This is a genomic window from Streptomyces odontomachicola, from assembly GCF_039605595.1.
Taxonomy (GTDB): Bacteria; Actinomycetota; Actinomycetes; order Streptomycetales; family Streptomycetaceae; genus Streptomyces.
Genome location: NZ_JBCFOK010000006.1, coordinates 263,071 through 277,690, shown reverse-complemented (window position 1 = coordinate 277,690; position 14,620 = coordinate 263,071). Strand labels below are relative to the sequence as shown.

General features: G+C 74.2%; 15 protein-coding genes. 6 read left to right on the top strand and 9 right to left on the bottom strand.

Annotated features, from left to right (window positions below; genetic code table 11):
- Positions 1–24: 24 nt before the first annotated feature.
- Both ABEE00_RS13620 and ABEE00_RS13615 read right to left on the bottom strand, forming a co-directional pair.
- Positions 25–591, bottom strand: a complete 567-nt coding sequence (locus tag ABEE00_RS13620) for a YbaK/EbsC family protein (RefSeq protein ID WP_345745676.1) — start codon at positions 589–591, stop codon at positions 25–27.
- A 74-nt stretch (positions 592–665) separates the two neighbouring features.
- Entirely contained in the window at positions 666–1,238 is a 573-nt protein-coding gene (locus ABEE00_RS13615) for a helix-turn-helix domain-containing protein (protein WP_345745675.1), read from the bottom strand.
- Positions 1,239–1,391: 153 nt separating this feature from the next.
- Between ABEE00_RS13615 and ABEE00_RS13610 the strand changes: the two genes are divergently transcribed.
- A complete protein-coding gene (locus ABEE00_RS13610) occupies positions 1,392–2,258 on the top strand; it encodes an EamA family transporter (RefSeq protein ID WP_345745674.1) in 867 nt (288 codons plus the stop codon).
- A gap of 193 nt (positions 2,259–2,451) precedes the next feature.
- Here the strand turns inward: ABEE00_RS13610 and ABEE00_RS13605 are convergent, their stop codons facing one another.
- Positions 2,452–3,237: an acyltransferase gene (locus tag ABEE00_RS13605; RefSeq protein WP_345745673.1), complete on the bottom strand. Its 786-nt coding sequence runs from the start codon at positions 3,235–3,237 to the stop codon at positions 2,452–2,454.
- An 81-nt stretch (positions 3,238–3,318) separates the two neighbouring features.
- On the opposite strand from ABEE00_RS13605, the gene ABEE00_RS13600 reads away from it, so the two are divergent.
- A complete protein-coding gene (locus ABEE00_RS13600) occupies positions 3,319–3,951 on the top strand; it encodes a gamma carbonic anhydrase family protein (protein WP_345745672.1) in 633 nt (210 codons plus the stop codon).
- 66 nt (positions 3,952–4,017) lie between these two features.
- Here the strand turns inward: ABEE00_RS13600 and ABEE00_RS13595 are convergent, their stop codons facing one another.
- The 3 genes from ABEE00_RS13595 to ABEE00_RS13585 all read right to left on the bottom strand — a co-directional run bounded on the left by ABEE00_RS13595 (position 4,018) and on the right by ABEE00_RS13585 (position 9,055).
- Positions 4,018–4,722, bottom strand: a complete 705-nt coding sequence (locus tag ABEE00_RS13595) for a DedA family protein (protein ID WP_345745671.1) — start codon at positions 4,720–4,722, stop codon at positions 4,018–4,020.
- Between the two features lie 119 nt (positions 4,723–4,841).
- The gene (locus ABEE00_RS13590; protein ID WP_345745670.1) at positions 4,842–6,506 is read right to left on the bottom strand and encodes a carboxylesterase/lipase family protein; all 1,665 of its coding nucleotides are present in this window, start codon (positions 6,504–6,506) and stop codon (positions 4,842–4,844) included.
- Complete coding sequence (locus ABEE00_RS13585; RefSeq protein WP_345745669.1) at positions 6,503–9,055, bottom strand: glycoside hydrolase family 3 protein; 2,553 nt, start codon at positions 9,053–9,055, stop codon at positions 6,503–6,505. Before ABEE00_RS13585 ends, ABEE00_RS13590 begins: the two co-directional genes overlap by 4 nt.
- Positions 9,056–9,306: 251 nt before the next feature.
- Here ABEE00_RS13585 and ABEE00_RS13580 point away from each other — a divergent pair, with 251 nt between their 5' ends.
- Positions 9,307–9,714 carry an NUDIX hydrolase gene (locus ABEE00_RS13580; RefSeq protein ID WP_345745668.1) on the top strand — a complete coding sequence of 136 codons (408 nt, stop codon included), beginning with the start codon at positions 9,307–9,309 and terminating at the stop codon, positions 9,712–9,714.
- 19 nt (positions 9,715–9,733) lie between these two features.
- On the opposite strand, the gene ABEE00_RS13575 is transcribed toward ABEE00_RS13580, so the two are convergent.
- Entirely contained in the window at positions 9,734–10,030 is a 297-nt protein-coding gene (locus tag ABEE00_RS13575; protein WP_345745667.1) for a hypothetical protein, read from the bottom strand.
- An 86-nt stretch (positions 10,031–10,116) separates the two neighbouring features.
- On the opposite strand from ABEE00_RS13575, the gene ABEE00_RS13570 reads away from it, so the two are divergent.
- Positions 10,117–10,515, top strand: coding sequence for an NUDIX hydrolase (locus tag ABEE00_RS13570; RefSeq protein ID WP_345745666.1), 399 nt, complete (start codon positions 10,117–10,119; stop codon positions 10,513–10,515).
- 6 nt (positions 10,516–10,521) lie between these two features.
- On the opposite strand, the gene ABEE00_RS13565 is transcribed toward ABEE00_RS13570, so the two are convergent.
- On the bottom strand, positions 10,522–10,977 hold the full coding sequence (locus tag ABEE00_RS13565) for a DUF4442 domain-containing protein (protein WP_345745665.1): 456 nt from the start codon (positions 10,975–10,977) through the stop codon (positions 10,522–10,524).
- 149 nt (positions 10,978–11,126) lie between these two features.
- Here ABEE00_RS13565 and ABEE00_RS13560 point away from each other — a divergent pair, with 149 nt between their 5' ends.
- Positions 11,127–12,188, top strand: a complete 1,062-nt coding sequence (locus ABEE00_RS13560) for a DUF8017 domain-containing protein (RefSeq protein ID WP_345745664.1) — start codon at positions 11,127–11,129, stop codon at positions 12,186–12,188.
- Positions 12,189–12,248: 60 nt separating this feature from the next.
- On the top strand, positions 12,249–13,670 hold the full coding sequence (locus tag ABEE00_RS13555; protein WP_345745663.1) for an MFS transporter: 1,422 nt from the start codon (positions 12,249–12,251) through the stop codon (positions 13,668–13,670).
- A 24-nt stretch (positions 13,671–13,694) separates the two neighbouring features.
- On the opposite strand, the gene ABEE00_RS13550 is transcribed toward ABEE00_RS13555, so the two are convergent.
- On the bottom strand, positions 13,695–14,579 hold the full coding sequence (locus tag ABEE00_RS13550; protein WP_345745662.1) for a spermidine synthase: 885 nt from the start codon (positions 14,577–14,579) through the stop codon (positions 13,695–13,697).
- Positions 14,580–14,620: the final 41 nt, after the last annotated feature.

Below are 14,620 nucleotides of genomic sequence, written 5' to 3'. Positions count from 1 at the left end.
AACGTGGCCGCCTCGTACAGGAGTTCACGCGGGGTGCGGGCGCACTCCGAGGTCCTCCACGACCTGTGCTCCGGGCAGTTGGGCCACGTACTTGCCCGGCACGATCAGCTTCCCGCGGCGGCGTCCGCTGCCCAGCAGCACCCACGGCATCCCGGCGACTGCGGCGTCGACCAGTACGGGCCAGCCCTCGGGCAGTCCCACGGGGGTGATGCCGCCGTACTCCATGCCGCTCTCCTCGACGGCCGTGTCCGTCGGCGCGAACGAGGCCTTGCGGGCGCCGAGTTGGCGGCGCACCGCGCCGTTCACGTCCACCTTCGCGCCGGAGGGCACCACGCACGCCGCGAGGGTGCGCTCGCCCGCGCGCTTGGCGGCGACGACCACGCAGTTCGCCGAGGTCTCCAGCAGGTCGGCGCCGTAGTGCTCGACGAAGACGGCCGTGTCGGCGCGCTCCGGGTCGGTGTCCACGTAGAGCACGTCCTCGGGGGCCGTCCCGCCGGTGCCGCGCCGCACCGCCTCGGCCGCGGGGCCGGTGAACTCCTGCGCCTCGGCCGCCGTTTGCGCGTTGTCGAAGTGTCCGATGGGTGCACGCATGCGCCGCACGCTAGCAGCGGAGCCCGGGGTACGAGCCCGGGGCTCAGCACTGAGGGGCCCAGCGCAGCGGGACCTCAGCGCGGCGGGGGCACCGAGATGGCCATGGTCATCCGGACCGTCGCCGAGCCGTCGTTGCGGTAGCCGTGCGGCACGTTGGCCTCGAAGGTGGCCGAAGTGCCCGCGGGGACCGGGTGGTCCGTGCCGTCCACGGTCAGCACGAGCTCGCCCTCCTCCACGTGCACCAGCTCCGTCGTGCCCGCCGGGTGCGGGTCGGAGGTGCTGCCCTCACCCGGCATCAGCCGCCAGGCCCACAGCTCCAGCGGCCCCGGCGACTCGGCTCCGGCCAGCAGCACGCTGCGGCTGCCCGCCTCGGTGGACCACAGGGTCACGGCCTGCTCCTCGGGTACGAGGCGCACCCGCGGCTCCTGGTCGAAGTCGAGCAGCGTCGTGATGCTGACGCCGAGCGCGTCGCCGACCTTCACCACGGTGCCCACGCTCGGGTTCGTACGGGCCTGCTCGATCTGGATCAGCATGCCGCGGCTGACCCCGGCGCGTGCGGCGAGCGCGTCCAGGGTGAAGCCGCGCTCCTGGCGCCAGCGCTTGAGATTGCGGGCCAGGGACTGGCTGAGGCGGTCGAGATCCGTCACGTGTTCCGTAACCCTCCGGTGTTCCGCGGGGCCCACATTCTGCATGCTGCAATATTTTGAATGACATGGTTCAGCATCCTGCACTACGGTGTGCTGCACCCCGGCGTACAGGAAACTGTACTGCGCCCCGAGCGAGCACTTCGAGGAGCACCCATGACCGCGGCCTTCGCCCTGGCCACCAGCCTGATGTGGGGACTTGCCGACTTCGGCGGAGGCCTGCTGACCCGACGCATGTCCGCGCTCACGGTCGTCGTGGTCTCGCAGGCGCTGGCCGCCGTCGTGCTGGGCGCGATCGTCGTGGCCACCGGCGGCTGGAGCGAGTGGGGACCGCAGCTCTGGTACGCGGTGGCGGCCGGAGTCGTGGGCCCCGTCGGGATGTTCGCGTTCTACCGCGCGCTGTCCCAGGGCACGATGGGCGTGGTCTCGCCGCTCGCGTCACTGGCCGTCGTCGTCCCCGTGGCCGCGGGCCTGGCGCTCGGCGAACGCCCCGGCTGGATGCAGGGCCTGGGCATCGTGGTCGCCGTCGCCGGAGTGGTGCTGGCGGGAGGGCCCGAGCTGCGCGGCGCCCCCGTACAGCGGCAGACCATCGCGCTCACGCTGCTCTCCGCGCTCGGCTTCGGCGCGGTGATGGCGCTGATCGAGCACGCCTCCTCGACCCTCACGGGGCTGTTCCTCGCGCTGTTCGTGCAGCGGGTCACCAATGTCGTGGCGGGCGGCGCGGTGCTGCTCGCGCAGGTCGGACGGGGTACGGCGAGGATGCTGCCGGAGGGCGGCGCGCCCGTGCTGACCAGGGCGCTGCCCGCGCTCGCCTTCGTGGGCCTGGCCGATGTGGCCGCCAACGGCACCTACATGCTGGCGGCGCAGGGCGGCCCGGTGACCATGGCCGCCGTGCTGGCCTCGCTGTATCCGGTGGTCACCGCGCTCGCCGCGCGCGCCGTGCTCAAGGAGCGGCTGCGTCTTGTGCAGGCGGCGGGCGCGGGGCTCGCGCTGGCGGGGACGGTGCTGCTCGCGACGTCCTGAGCGCGGGCGTGCCCCCGGGTCACAGGAGCTTGACCATGTACGCCAGCATCGCGATCCCCATCACCGAGACGGCGATCACCAGCAGGATGCGGAGCATGCGGTCATTCACGGCGGCCTCCCCGCGGTGCGTGTCAGGGGACGCCTGCCCCCGTGCCCCGCACCGTAACGCGCGGTCCGGCCGCTGCCGCGGCTCTCACTCGTCCCGCTCGGCCAACTCCGCGAGCGCGCTGAGCTGCTGAGGCGTCACGTCCTCGGGCACGGGCACCGGCGGCGGCGTGCGCAGCGGCGGGTCCCAGCCGCGCTCCGCGTCCCAGCGGCGCACGACGCGGGCCGGCGCCCCGGCCACCACCGCGTGATCGGGCACCTCGCCCCGTACGACCGAGCCGGCGGCGACCACCACGTTGCGGCCGAGCCGCGCGCCGGGCAGCACCACGGCGCCCGCGCCGATCCACGCGCCGTCGCCGATCTCCACGGGAGCGGCGCGCGGCCACTGCTTGCCGACGGGCTGCGCGGGGTCGTCGTACGAGTGGTTCGTGGAGGTCACATACGTATAGGGGCCGAAGAACACGTCGTTCCCTATCGTCACCGTCGTGTCGGCGACGACGTGGCTGCCGCGGCCCAGCACCACGCCGTCGCCCAGCCGCAGCACGGTGTCGGGGCCCAGGTCCAGGTCGGGCAGCATGCCGGCGGTCAGCGTGACGTCCTGCCCGACGATGCAGTGCGCACCCAGTTCGATCCACGGCTCGCCGAACACCGTTCCCTGCGGGAAGGCGAGCCGGGTTCCGTCGCCGATGCTGCGGAAGCGGTACGGGCCCGGGCGGTCGGCCGTCACCGCGCCCGCGCGCTGCGCCCCGCGCCAGACGCCGTGCACCGCGCGGGAGACGAGCGGCGCGAGGGCCTTGCTGATGGATGGCACGCGGTCACCGTAGCCGCCGCGCGGCACGCGGCACCGGGGCCCGTCCTGTGATCTTCGACCCATCGCTGGTTTACGGTGCTGAGTGGTTCCGGTGCGGGGCGTGGGAACCGGCCAGTACGACGACGAGAGCGAGCGGGCGGGACGATGACATCGGAGACGGGGACAGCGCAGACGGGCGGCGGGCAGGCGGCAACCGGGCCGCAGCAGGCGGTCGTTGCGGCCATCGGCGGCAAGCAGCCCAAGGCCGACCAGGACGCCTTCGTGGCGCCCACCTCCGTGGTGGTGGGCGACGTGACGCTGGGCGCGGGCGCGAGCGTCTGGTACGGGGCGGTGCTGCGCGGCGACTGCGACAGCATCGCGCTGGGCGCGCGCTCCAACATCCAGGACAACTGCACCGTGCACGCCGACCCGGGCTTCCCCGCGCACGTGGGCGAGGGCGTCTCGGTGGGCCACAACGCGGTGCTGCACGGCTGCACGGTGGAGGACGAGGTGCTGGTCGGCATGAGCGCCACGGTCCTCAACGGCGCGCGGATCGGCGCGGGTTCGCTGGTCGCCGCGCACGCTCTGGTGCCGCAGGGCATGCAGGTGCCGCCCGGCTCGCTGGTCGCGGGGGTCCCCGCGAAGGTCAAGCGGGAGCTGACCGAGGAGGAGCGCGAGGGCATCAAGGCCAACGCCGCGATGTACGCGGAACTGGCGCGCACGCACCGCGAGTCCCTGGCCGGTTCCGGTTCCGGCTCGGAGGCCGGCTCCGGTTCCGGCTCCGATTCCGGGGAGTGAGCCGGACGACCGCCGCCCCGCGCCCGTGGAGTACGGGGCGGGGCGGCGGCTTCGTACGCTCGGGGCTCAGTCGCGCGCGGTGACCTGCTCGCCGGAGGACTGCTCGGGCACCTCAGCCGCGGCCTCCTCGGCGCCGTGCTCCGCCTCGTACTCCGCCTCGCGGCGCGCCTCGGCGGCCTTCGCGCGCCTGCGGATCACCAGCATCGAGGTCAGGCCCACCAGGACGGCGGCCACCAGGCCCAGCCAGGAGAAGCGCTTGAGCCACGCCTCGGCCACGATGCCCACGTAGTAGATGACGGCCGTGGTGCCGCCGGCCCAGACGACGCCGCCGAGGACGTTGGCGATCAGGAACTTCCAGTACGGCATGCGCAGCACGCCCGCCAGGGGGCCGGCGAAGATCCGCAACAGCGCGATGAAGCGGCCGAAGAAGACCGCCCACATGCCCCACTTCTCGAACGAGCGCTCAGCCGTGGCCACTTGGGCCGCGCCGAAGTGCTTGGGGAACTTGCCGCCGAGCCAGCCCAGCAGCGGTCTGCCGCCCTTGCGGCCGATCGCGTAGCCGATGGAGTCGCCGATGATCGCTCCGGCCGTGGCGCTGGCGCCCAGCACGACCGGGTCGATGTGGCCGTGCTGCGAGGCCAGCAGCGCCGAACTGACCAGGACGATCTCGCCGGGCAGCGGAATGCCCAGGCTCTCCACGCCGATGACCAGCCCGACGAGCAGATAGACGCTCACCGCCGGGACGGTCTCCAGCCACTCCTGGACGTGCAAAATCCGGCTCCTCCCGCACTGGTCCCCTGCTCCGGCTCCGCGCCGCACCCTGCAGGGGCGGCCCGCGAACGGCCCGGAAGGCGCCGCCGACCTGCGGCGCGTCCGGGCAGCCTACTGGATCAGACGCCGTTGCCCTCGGGGATGGTTGCGCCCGGACTGTCCCAAAGGTCACACCGGTGATCCGCGCCGAGGGACCGCACCGTCGCGGGACCGCCGTACGCCGCGGTCCGCAGCGAGAGCGCCGTGCCGGGCCTCGCATGCTGCTCGGGCATCACCGGCACGCCCGCGGCGCGGGGCACGCCGTCCCGCACGAAGGACGCCCAGTACTGGCGCATCCGCCGCGCCAGCAGGCGCTGCTCCGCGTTCAGCGGCGCCGGGTGCCCGAAGTGGTCGAAGAGGTACGGGACCTCGTTGACGTGCGTGGCGCCGAAGTCGAAGTCGGTGCCGAGCCTGCGCAGCGACTCGAAGGGCGGCGAGGTCCGGTCGGCGAACTCGTACGCGTAGACAGGCGCGCCCGCCCGGACCGTCCCGGAACTCCCCTGCACCAGGCTCCGGTTCAGCCGCAGCGCCGGACAGGACATCATCTGGTCGCCCAGTGCCGCGGCGAAGGCGTGGGTGGGCGTGGAGTAGGCGCGCAGCGGATACCGGCGCAGCGCCTCGCGCCCGGCGCGCTCGCCGAAGGCCGAGGTCAGCGCCGCGGGGTAGTCCGCGGCCCGCAGCGGTTTGCCCGCACCGTCGTACTGCTGGAAGGCGAACAGCGTGCCCTCGTCCTTGTTCGACCCGTTCATCACCGGCACCCGCGCCGAGCGGCCCGCCGCGATCGCCCGCGCGGGCTGTTCGGGCAGGAAACGGGTGCCCGCGGCCGGGCCCCAGTCCATGCCGCGCTGCGCCGCGATGATCCGCGCGGGGCTCTGCCGCCGCAGGCAGTCGGCGACGTTCTCCCGGGCGCCCCGCTCCGGCTCCGCGCAGCCGAGCCGCCGCGCGAAGGCCGCGCCCTGCTCGTCGGCCTGCTCACGGGTGTGGGCCGCGCAGTCCCCGTACGCGCCGCTCTGCACGATCGCGGAGCGGAACAGGCCGCGGGAACCGGGCGCGGCGAGCTGGGTGCACACCGAGCGGCCCCCGGCCGACTCCCCCGCGACGGTGACCCGCGCCGGATCGCCGCCGAAACGCGCGATGTTCGCGCGCACCCAGCGCAGCGCGGACTGCTGGTCCTGCATGCCGAAGTCGCCCGACTGCCCGCCCAGCGCGCGGGAGCCGAGGAAACCGAGCGCGCCCAGGCGGTAGTTGACGGTCACGGTCACGATGCCGTTCTCGGCGGCGAACCTGTCGGGCACCACGTCCTCGCCCGCGCCCGCCGTGAGCCCGCCGCCGTGCAGCCACACCAGCACGGGGCGCGGCCGCTCCGCCGGCGTGCGGGCGGGTGTGTGCACATTGAGGTTCAGGCAGTCCTCGGTGTGGGTCGGCTGCTCATAGCCGGGGTCCCAGCTCTTGTCCTGTACGCAGCGATGACCGAACCGGGTCGCATCGCGCACCCCCGTCCAGCGCGCGTGCGCGCGCGGCGGCGCCCAGCGCAGATCGCCGACGGGCGGGGCGGCGTACGGGATGCCGCGGAACTGACGCCCGTTCGCGTCGGCCGTGCCCCGCACGACCCCCTGGCCGGTGCGCACGAGGGGGTCCTCGTGCGTGGCGCCGCTGGCCGGCGCCGCGCCGGGAGTCACCGCGCCGCACAACAGGCCCAGCGCGGCGACCGCGATCCCCAGTCCGCGCGAGCGCATCCCCCTCATCGCCCGCCCACCTCCCCCTTCGCGCTCAGCCTGAGGTCGCGGGAGGAGGAGCCGATGTGGAAGGTGCGGACTCCCGTGCCCAGCACCCGGCGGTGCGCCGCCGGGTCCCAGGAGGAGAGGGCGGCGGGGCCGATGCGGAGGACCACCTGCCGCTCCTCGCCGGGCGCGAGCTCGACCCGCCGGTATCCGGCCAGCACGCGTACGGGCTGGTCGAGCGCCAGATCGGGCGAAGGGCCCGCGTACACCTGCGCCACCTCGGCACCCGCCCGGCGCCCGGTGTTGCGGAGGGCGAAACGCACCTCGACGCCGCCCTCGGGGAGTGACCGCACCCGGGGCCGCGCGTAGCCGAAGGAGGTGTACGAGAGCCCGTGCCCGAACGGGAACAGCGGCTCCACTCCCCCGCTCTGCTCGCTGTCGTACCACCGGTACCCCAGGTGGATGCCCTCACTGTAGGTCTGCTTGCCGTGCACGCCCGGGTAGCGGCGCGGGTCCCCTGCCACCGGGTGCGCGTCGTCGGACGCCGGGAAGGACTGGGTGAGCTTTCCGCCCGGGTTGGCGTCGCCGAACAGCAGCGCCGCCGTGGCCTCGGCGCCCTCCTGGCCCGGGTAGTACATCTGGAGCACCGCGCCGGTGCGCTCCAGCCACGGCATCGAGGTGGCGGAGGAGGTGTTGAGCACCACGGCCGTACGGGGGTTGGCGCCGGTGACGGCCTCGATCAGCCGCTCCTGGCCGCCGGGCAGCGCGAGGGTGGCGCGGTCCTCGCCCTCGGTGGCGTCCTCGTACGCGAAGAGCACCACGCTCTCCGCAGCGCGCGCGGCGCGCACCGCTTCCTCGACGTCCGCCTTGCGGGTCGCGCCGGTCGTCCTGCGCAGCCGGAAGGACTGCCCGTCCTCGCCGCCCGCCGCGGTGATCGTCACCGTGTGCCGCCCAGCCCGCAGTTGGCGGGTGCCGCGGCGTACGGACTTCCCGTCGGGCGCCTGGGAGACCAGGCCGCCGGTGAAGAGCTCGCCGAGCCCGGGCTTGGGCGGGAACAGCTCCTGACCGTCGAGCAGCACCTTGGGCCGCCCGGCGGCCGAGGGCGCCGAATAGTGCAGCACGAAGGTCCACTCGTCGTCCTCCCCGACGGTGAGCGTCCCGGTGTACGTCCATGTGCGCCCGGCGGGCACGTGCTGCTCCTCCAGGTCGGCGCGCGGGCTCAACGCGCCCTCGGGCAGCGGCTTCCCGTACAGGTCCTCGCCCACCGCGTAGCGCACCCGCGCGCCGCGCCCGGCCCGTTCGGTGATCGCCTTCAGCGGGCTCTCCGCGTGCTCGGGGGTCACATGGGCGCTGCCGCCGCCGCTCACGAACGGCACCTCGCCGGTCGGGCCGATCACCGCGATGTCGCGCGCCGCGCGGCCGGTCAGCGGGAGAGTGCCGCGCTCGTTGCGGAGCAGCGTGCCGCCCGCCGTGGCGACCCGCAGCGCGGTACGGGCGCCGGCCGCCGGATCGCGTTCCGGCCTCGGCGGCGCGCTGCCGTCCAGCAGCCCGAACCGGTCCATCACCGTCAGGATCCTGGTCACCGCGCGGTCCAGAAGGCGCCCGTCCACCGCGCCGCTCAGCACCGCGGCCTTCAGCGGGGCGCCGTAGAAGATCCCGCCGGGCATCTCCATGTCGAGTCCCGCCTTCAGGGACTTCACCGTGCTGTGCGCGGCGAGCCAGTCCGTCATCACCCAGCCGCTGAAGCCCCACCGCCCGCGCAGCACGCCGGTGAGCAGCTCCTCGTTCTCGCAGGCGAAGTCCCCGTTGACGCTGTTGTACGCGCCCATCACGGAGCCCACACCCGCGCGTACGGCGGGCTCGAAGGCGCGCAGCTCCAGCTCCTGCATGGTGCGCTCGTCAGCGGTGACGTCGACCGTGTTGCGGTCCTTCTCCTGGTTGTTGAGCGCGAAGTGCTTGACCGTGGCGATCAGTCCCTCGCCCTGGATGCCGCGGATCTCCTCGGCGACCAGGTCGCCGGAGAGCAGCGGGTCCTCGCCGAAGGTCTCGAAGTTCCGGCCCGCGTACGGCACCCGGATCAGGTTCACCATCGGCGAGAGCAGCACGTCCTGTCCGAGCGCCCGCCCCTCGCGCCCGATGACCTTCCCGTACGCGCGGGCCAGCTCCGGGTCGAACGCGGAGGCCAGCAGCACGGGTGCGGGCAGCGCCGTGGCGTGCGCGGTCACCCGCACCCCCGCGGGGCCGTCGGCGAGCCGCAGTGGCGGGATGCCGAGGCGCGGAACTCCCGGCGTGTAGCCCGCCTGCCCGAGCTTCTCGGGGTCGGTGGCGCCGTGCACGAGGCTCAGCTTCTCGTCCAGGGTCATCCGCGCGACCAGCCGCCGGGCGCGCGAACTCCCCTTCTGCGCCCCCGAGTTCCCGTACGGGGCCGAGTTCCCGTACGGGGCGGCCCAGGCGGCCGGTGCCGCGGCCACTCCTCCGCCGGTCGCCGCTGCGGCCACCGCCACCGCGCCGCCGAGGAGGCGCAGCGCGCCGCGTCTGTCCAGTGCGCCGGAAGGTCTGCCGGAAGATCTCACGTCTGCCACCGCTCCCTCTGCGCGCGGGCACGTCCGTGTGCACCGCAGCGCGGCTTCGGGTCAACACTTGAACGCGGAGGGGCACTCCTGGCCACCTCTGTGCCGCTTAGCTGGCAAGCGGGTACGACCAATTGCCCCGGCAAGCTAGGTCTGCCCGATTGAAGAGTCAATGACTTGAACGTAGATCATGTTTGGCCCCAAACGCTGGAGCCGCGCAGCGCCCCGCGGCCGCCGCCTGAAAGACTCTCCGCATGTCTCTGTTGGTCTCAGCCGCCGCCGTCGTCGAGGGCGGCCGCCTCCTGCTGGTGAGCAAGCAGGCCGCGCCCGAGGTCTTCTACCTGCCCGGCGGCAAGCCGGATCCGGGCGAGGGCCCCCTGGACGCGCTCACCCGCGAGCTGCGCGAGGAACTCGGCGCCGAGCCCGTCGGCCCCCGCCTGCTCGCCGAGGTCGAGGCCCCGGCAGCACTGGAGGGCGTGCCGATGCGCATGACGGTGTACGAGGCGGGGCTGAGCCGCGCGCCGCGGCCGGCGGCGGAACTGGCCGAGCTGCGCTGGTACTCCGGCGCGGAGGAGGACGCCGCGGAGGGCGGGCTGCGCCTGGCGCCCGCCGTGCGCGATCACGTACTGCCGCTGCTGCGCGACACGGGCAGGCTCGCGTAAGCGCTTTGCGGCCTCAGCCTCAGCCCTCCGTCGGCTCGCCGGCCGAGGTCAGCTCCTGCTCGATCTCCTCGGCGCGGGCGCGCAGCCGGGCGAGCTCGGAGCGGAGTGCCGCGGGGTTGTGCGGCACGACTCTCGTACGCGGCCAGCCGGTGCGGCGGCACAGCTCGGTGAGGGTGATCAGCCCGCCCTCCCACGCGCAGGCGTCCCCGTAGTGCCGCGCGACCTCTTCCACGGATTCCGCCACGCCCGCCCGCCGGAGCTCGTCCACGATGACGCGGGCCCTCTTCTGCTGGCCGCGGCTGAGTTCCTCCCACATCGGAGCCCCCTAGTCCGTCGTGCAGGCACCCTGAGGGGGCAACGAACACGACACGGCGGCCGGTTCCACCGCGGGAGGGCTCTCCGATGCACCCGGTGAGCGCGGCCGTCGTCACGCAGGGAGGCCGCGTCCTGCTGGTGCGGCGCGCGACCCCGGAGGCCGGGCTGACCTGGCAGTTCCCGGCGGGCAAGCAGGAGCAGGGCGAGAGCCCCGAACAGGCCGCCGCCCGCGAGGCCCTCGAGGAGACGGGCGTGCCGGTCACCCCCGTACGCCGCCTCGGCCACCGCGTACACCCGCGCACAGCACGCCTCGTGCATTACGTGGCCTGCGCGCCGGTACGCGGTGCGGCCGAAGCGCGCCCGGCGTCCCCGCGCGAGATCGCGGAGGTGGCATGGGTACGCCCCGAAGACCTGACCGCGTACATCCCGGACGGCGTCTTCTCGCCGGTCCAGGCGTACTTGGCGGCCCGGTCCGGGCGTGCCTGACGGACCTCAGCCGTTGGGCCGGAGTGTCCAGATGATGCTCATCTCGCCCGTCACCGCGCCGTCCTCGCGTGTGATGGAGATGTTGACCGGGAACTCGGGGCGTTCGCCCGCGTCCAGGTCGGCCACCACGTCGGCGATGGGGCGGCCCAGTTCGGCGGTGGCGGTGACCGGGCCCATGGCGAGCTTCTTGTAGCCGATCTCCGCGCGCACGGCGAGCGGCACCGCGCGCGAGAGCTGGTCGCCGAAGGCGGCCATCACGATCGCGCCGCTCGCCGACTCGGCGAGGGTGAACATCGCGCCGGCGTGCGGGCCGCCGACGTGGTTGTGGAACTCGCCCTGGTCGGGCAGCCGGACGACGGCGCGCTCCGCCGTGGTCTCGGTGAACTCCAGGTTGAGGGTGCGGGCCATCGGGACCGAGGCCGCCATCATCTCGCCGATCGACGGCAGGGGCTCTGCAGACATGCGCGCACATTACCACTCAGTAACAAGGCCCGGAACCCTCGCCGGAAGGCGTCCGCGCGGTGACCGGTTCGTGGTGCCGTGTAGCGGATCGGTATCCATGCGGAACCTGCCGTGGTACGCGCGCGGGGTGTTGCATAGTGTTGCCCGCCATGTGGCCAGGACAGCAGCCCAACGGGGACCAGAACGCGCCGAACCCCTACCAGCAGGGGCAGGGGCAGAACGCGCAGCAGCAGCCCAACCCGTACCAGCAGCCGGGGCCGGGTTATCCGCAGCAGGGGCAGCAGGGCTACCCGCAGCCCAACCCCTACCAGCAGGGCCAGCCCCCGCAGGGCCGGCCCCCGCAGCCGAATCCGTACGCCCAGCAGCCCGGGCAGCAGATGCCCGGGCAGCCGTGGCCCCCGCAGGGCGCGCCCGGCGGTCCGCAGGGTCCCGGCGGCGGTGGCGGGGGCGGCATGTCCAAGGCCGCTGTCATCGCCGTCAGCGCGGCCGCCGCGGTGATCGCGATCGCCGTCGGCGGCTTCTTCCTGTTCCAGAGCGGCGACGACTCCGAGGACACCGCGGCGGACAAGAAGCCGGCCCAGTCGTCGAAGAAGCAGACGGCCGGCCAGGAGAAGTCGAAGGACGGCTCGGACCCGGTGCACCCGGGCTGGCAGGCCGTGCTCAGCGACAAGTACTACACCGCCTTCGACGTGCCCAAGAGCGCGGGCTGGAAGGTCAATCCGCAGGCCGTGCAGTACGTCATCGAGAACGACAAGACCAAGAAGCCGGTGCTGGTCATGTCCGGCACCGCCGGCTTCAAGGACAAGTTCTGCGAGGACTCCCCGCTCGCGGTCGTCGGCACCAAGGGCGCGAAGGGCTCCAAGAGCGACAAGGAGGCCGCCGAGGTCGCGGCGGCCAACTTCGCGATCGGCGGCTTCGACCAGAAGCAGAAGGGCAAGCTCACCAAGTCCGGCGGCAAGCCCTTCACCAACGAGCACGGGGTGCACGGGTACGCCGCCTCGGCCGTGGTGACCGGCGCCCCCAAGAAGCACGGCTGCTCGCCGACCGCGGGCAAGGTCGTCACCGCCGCCTTCGCCAACGAGCACGGCGAGCGCGTCGTGTGGGTGCACTCGACCGCGGCGGGCGTCGACGGCGAGGTCCCGGACGCCACGATCAAGCAGATGATCGCGAGCCTGCGCCCGTACGAAGAGCCCTCGGGCACCCGCGGCTGAGGCACGCGCCCGCCCCGACACCCCTGACCACACCCCCGCGCGAAGGACGACAGGCCCCCGGTGAACCGCAACTTCTCCCTGCTCACGGCAGCCGCCGTGGTCACAGGGCTGGGCAACTCCGGTGCGCTGGTCGCCGCTTCCTTCGCCGTGCTGGAGTCCGGCGGCAGCGGTACGGACGTCGGCATGGTCGCCACGGCGCGCACGGTGCCGCTGGTGGTGTTCCTGCTCATCGGCGGCGCCGTCGCCGACCGGCTGCCGCGGCACCGGGTGATGGTGGCGGCCAACCTCCTCAACTGCGCCTCGCAGGCCGTCTTCGGGCTGCTGGTGGTGACGGGGCAGGCGCAGTTGTGGCAGATGGTGCTGCTGTCGGCGCTGGGCGGCATGGGGCAGGCGTTCTTCGCGCCGGCCTCCGAGGGCATGGTCCTGGCCAGCGCCGAAGGGCCGGGCGCGAGCAAGGCGTTCGCGTTCTTCCGCGTGGGCGTGAACGGCGCCAACATCGGCGGCGCCGCGCTGGGCGGCGCCCTGGTGGCGGCCTCGGGACCCGGCTGGGTGCTGCTGGTGGACGCCCTCGCGTTCGGCGCCGCCGCGGTGCTGCGCGGCTTCCTCGACCTGAGCGGGGTGCCCGAACGGGCTGCGGGCGGGGGCGTGTTGGCCGACCTCAGGGACGGCTGGCGGGAGGTGACGGGGCGGCCGTGGCTGTGGGCCGTGGTGCTCCAGTTCGCTGTGGTGAACGCCGTGGTCGCGGCCGCCGAGTCGGTGTACGGGCCGCAGGTCGCGCAGGACCAGCTCGGCGGCGCGCGCCCGTGGGGCATGGCGCTCGCCGCCTTCGGCGTCGGCACCGTGGGCGGCGCGCTGCTCATGGCCCGCTGGAAGCCGCGCCGGATCCTGCGGGTCGGCGCGCTGAGCATCTTCCCGCTGGCACTGCCCTCGGCCGCGCTGGCCGTACCGGTCCCGGTGCCCGCGCTCATCGGGGTGATGCTGCTCGCCGGGCTGCTGGTGGAGATGTTCGCGGTGCTGTGGATGACGGCGCTGCACCAGGAGATACCCGAGGAGAAGTTCTCCCGCGTCTCCTCGTACGACTGGCTGGGCTCGCTGGCGATGGTCCCGGTGGCCACCGCGCTGGCCGGCCCCGTGGAGGAGGCCGTGGGGCGCTCCGCCTCGCTGTGGGGGTGCGCCGCGCTGGTGGTGCTGCTGACGGGGGCGGTGCTGTGCGTCCCCGACGTACGTAACCTCACCCGGCGTACGCAGGAGCCGGGGCACGGCGCGGCCGCTCAGGGGTCCGGCGCTCCGGGGCCCGGCGCACCGGCTTCCGGGGCGGCGACGGAGGCGGCGGCCGCCGCGGAGATCACGACCACGGACTTCGCCGTGGCGAAGGCGGCGTCGGCCGAGGCGGCGGCGGAGACGTCCGCGGCTGCGGCTTCCGACGAGGAGACCCCGGGCCGGGGCGAGCCCGGCGGCCCCGGCGCCCAGGTCCGCGACTGACGCCCGCGCCGGGAGAGCAGCCCCTCACCCCACGCTGAACGCGCCCTCCGGCGGCTCGGGCGAGGAGGCCGCGCCCTCGTCCCGTACCGGGGCCGCGTCCCCCGTGATCCTCCGCAGCTCCGCCGGGTCCGAGACCACCCGGGCCGGGAAGGCGTCGGCGGCGCAGCGCCGCGCCAGCCCGTCGAGCGGCAGCGGGGCGCGGGAGGCCAGCAGCACGGCGTTGCCGAAGCGGCGGCCGCGCAGCACGGCGGGCTCGGCGATCAGGCACACCTCGGGGAAGACCGCGCCGACGGTGGCGAGCTGCGGGCCGAGGAAGGAGAAGGGCGCCGCGTCGGCGAGGTTGGCCGCGTACACCCCGCCGGGCCGCAGCGCGCGGGCCGCGGCGTGCACGCAGGTCAGCGTGGTCAGATGCGCGGGCACCCGCGACCCGGCGAACACATCGGCGACGATCACGTCGGCCGACCCCGCGTCGGCCGACTCCAGCACGGCCCGCGCGTCCCTGGCCTCCAGCGCGACCTCGGCGCCGTGCGGCAGCGGCAGGTGCTCGGCGACCATGTCCAGCAGCTCGCCGTCGTACTCCGCTACCCGCTGCCGCGATCCCGGCCGGGTGGCCGCCACGTAGCGCGGCAGGGTCAGCGCGCCGCCGCCCAGGTGCAGCGCGTCGACCGGCTCGCCCTCCCCCGCCACGGTGTCCAGCGCGTGCGCGATGCGCCGCACGTACTCGAACTCCAGATACGTGGGCTCGTCCAGGTCCACGTACGACTGCGGCGCCCCGTCGACGGTCAGCAGCCAGGCGCGGGCCCTGTCGGTGTCGGGCAGCAGCTTCGCCGTGCCGGCCCGTACGGGGCGGGTGACGGGCAGCGGCTCCGGCGGGAGCGCGGACGCGGCGGCGGAAGAGGTCTCGGTCACGCCCCCATTGTGCCGAGGACTGTACTGCCTCGTACCTGTCG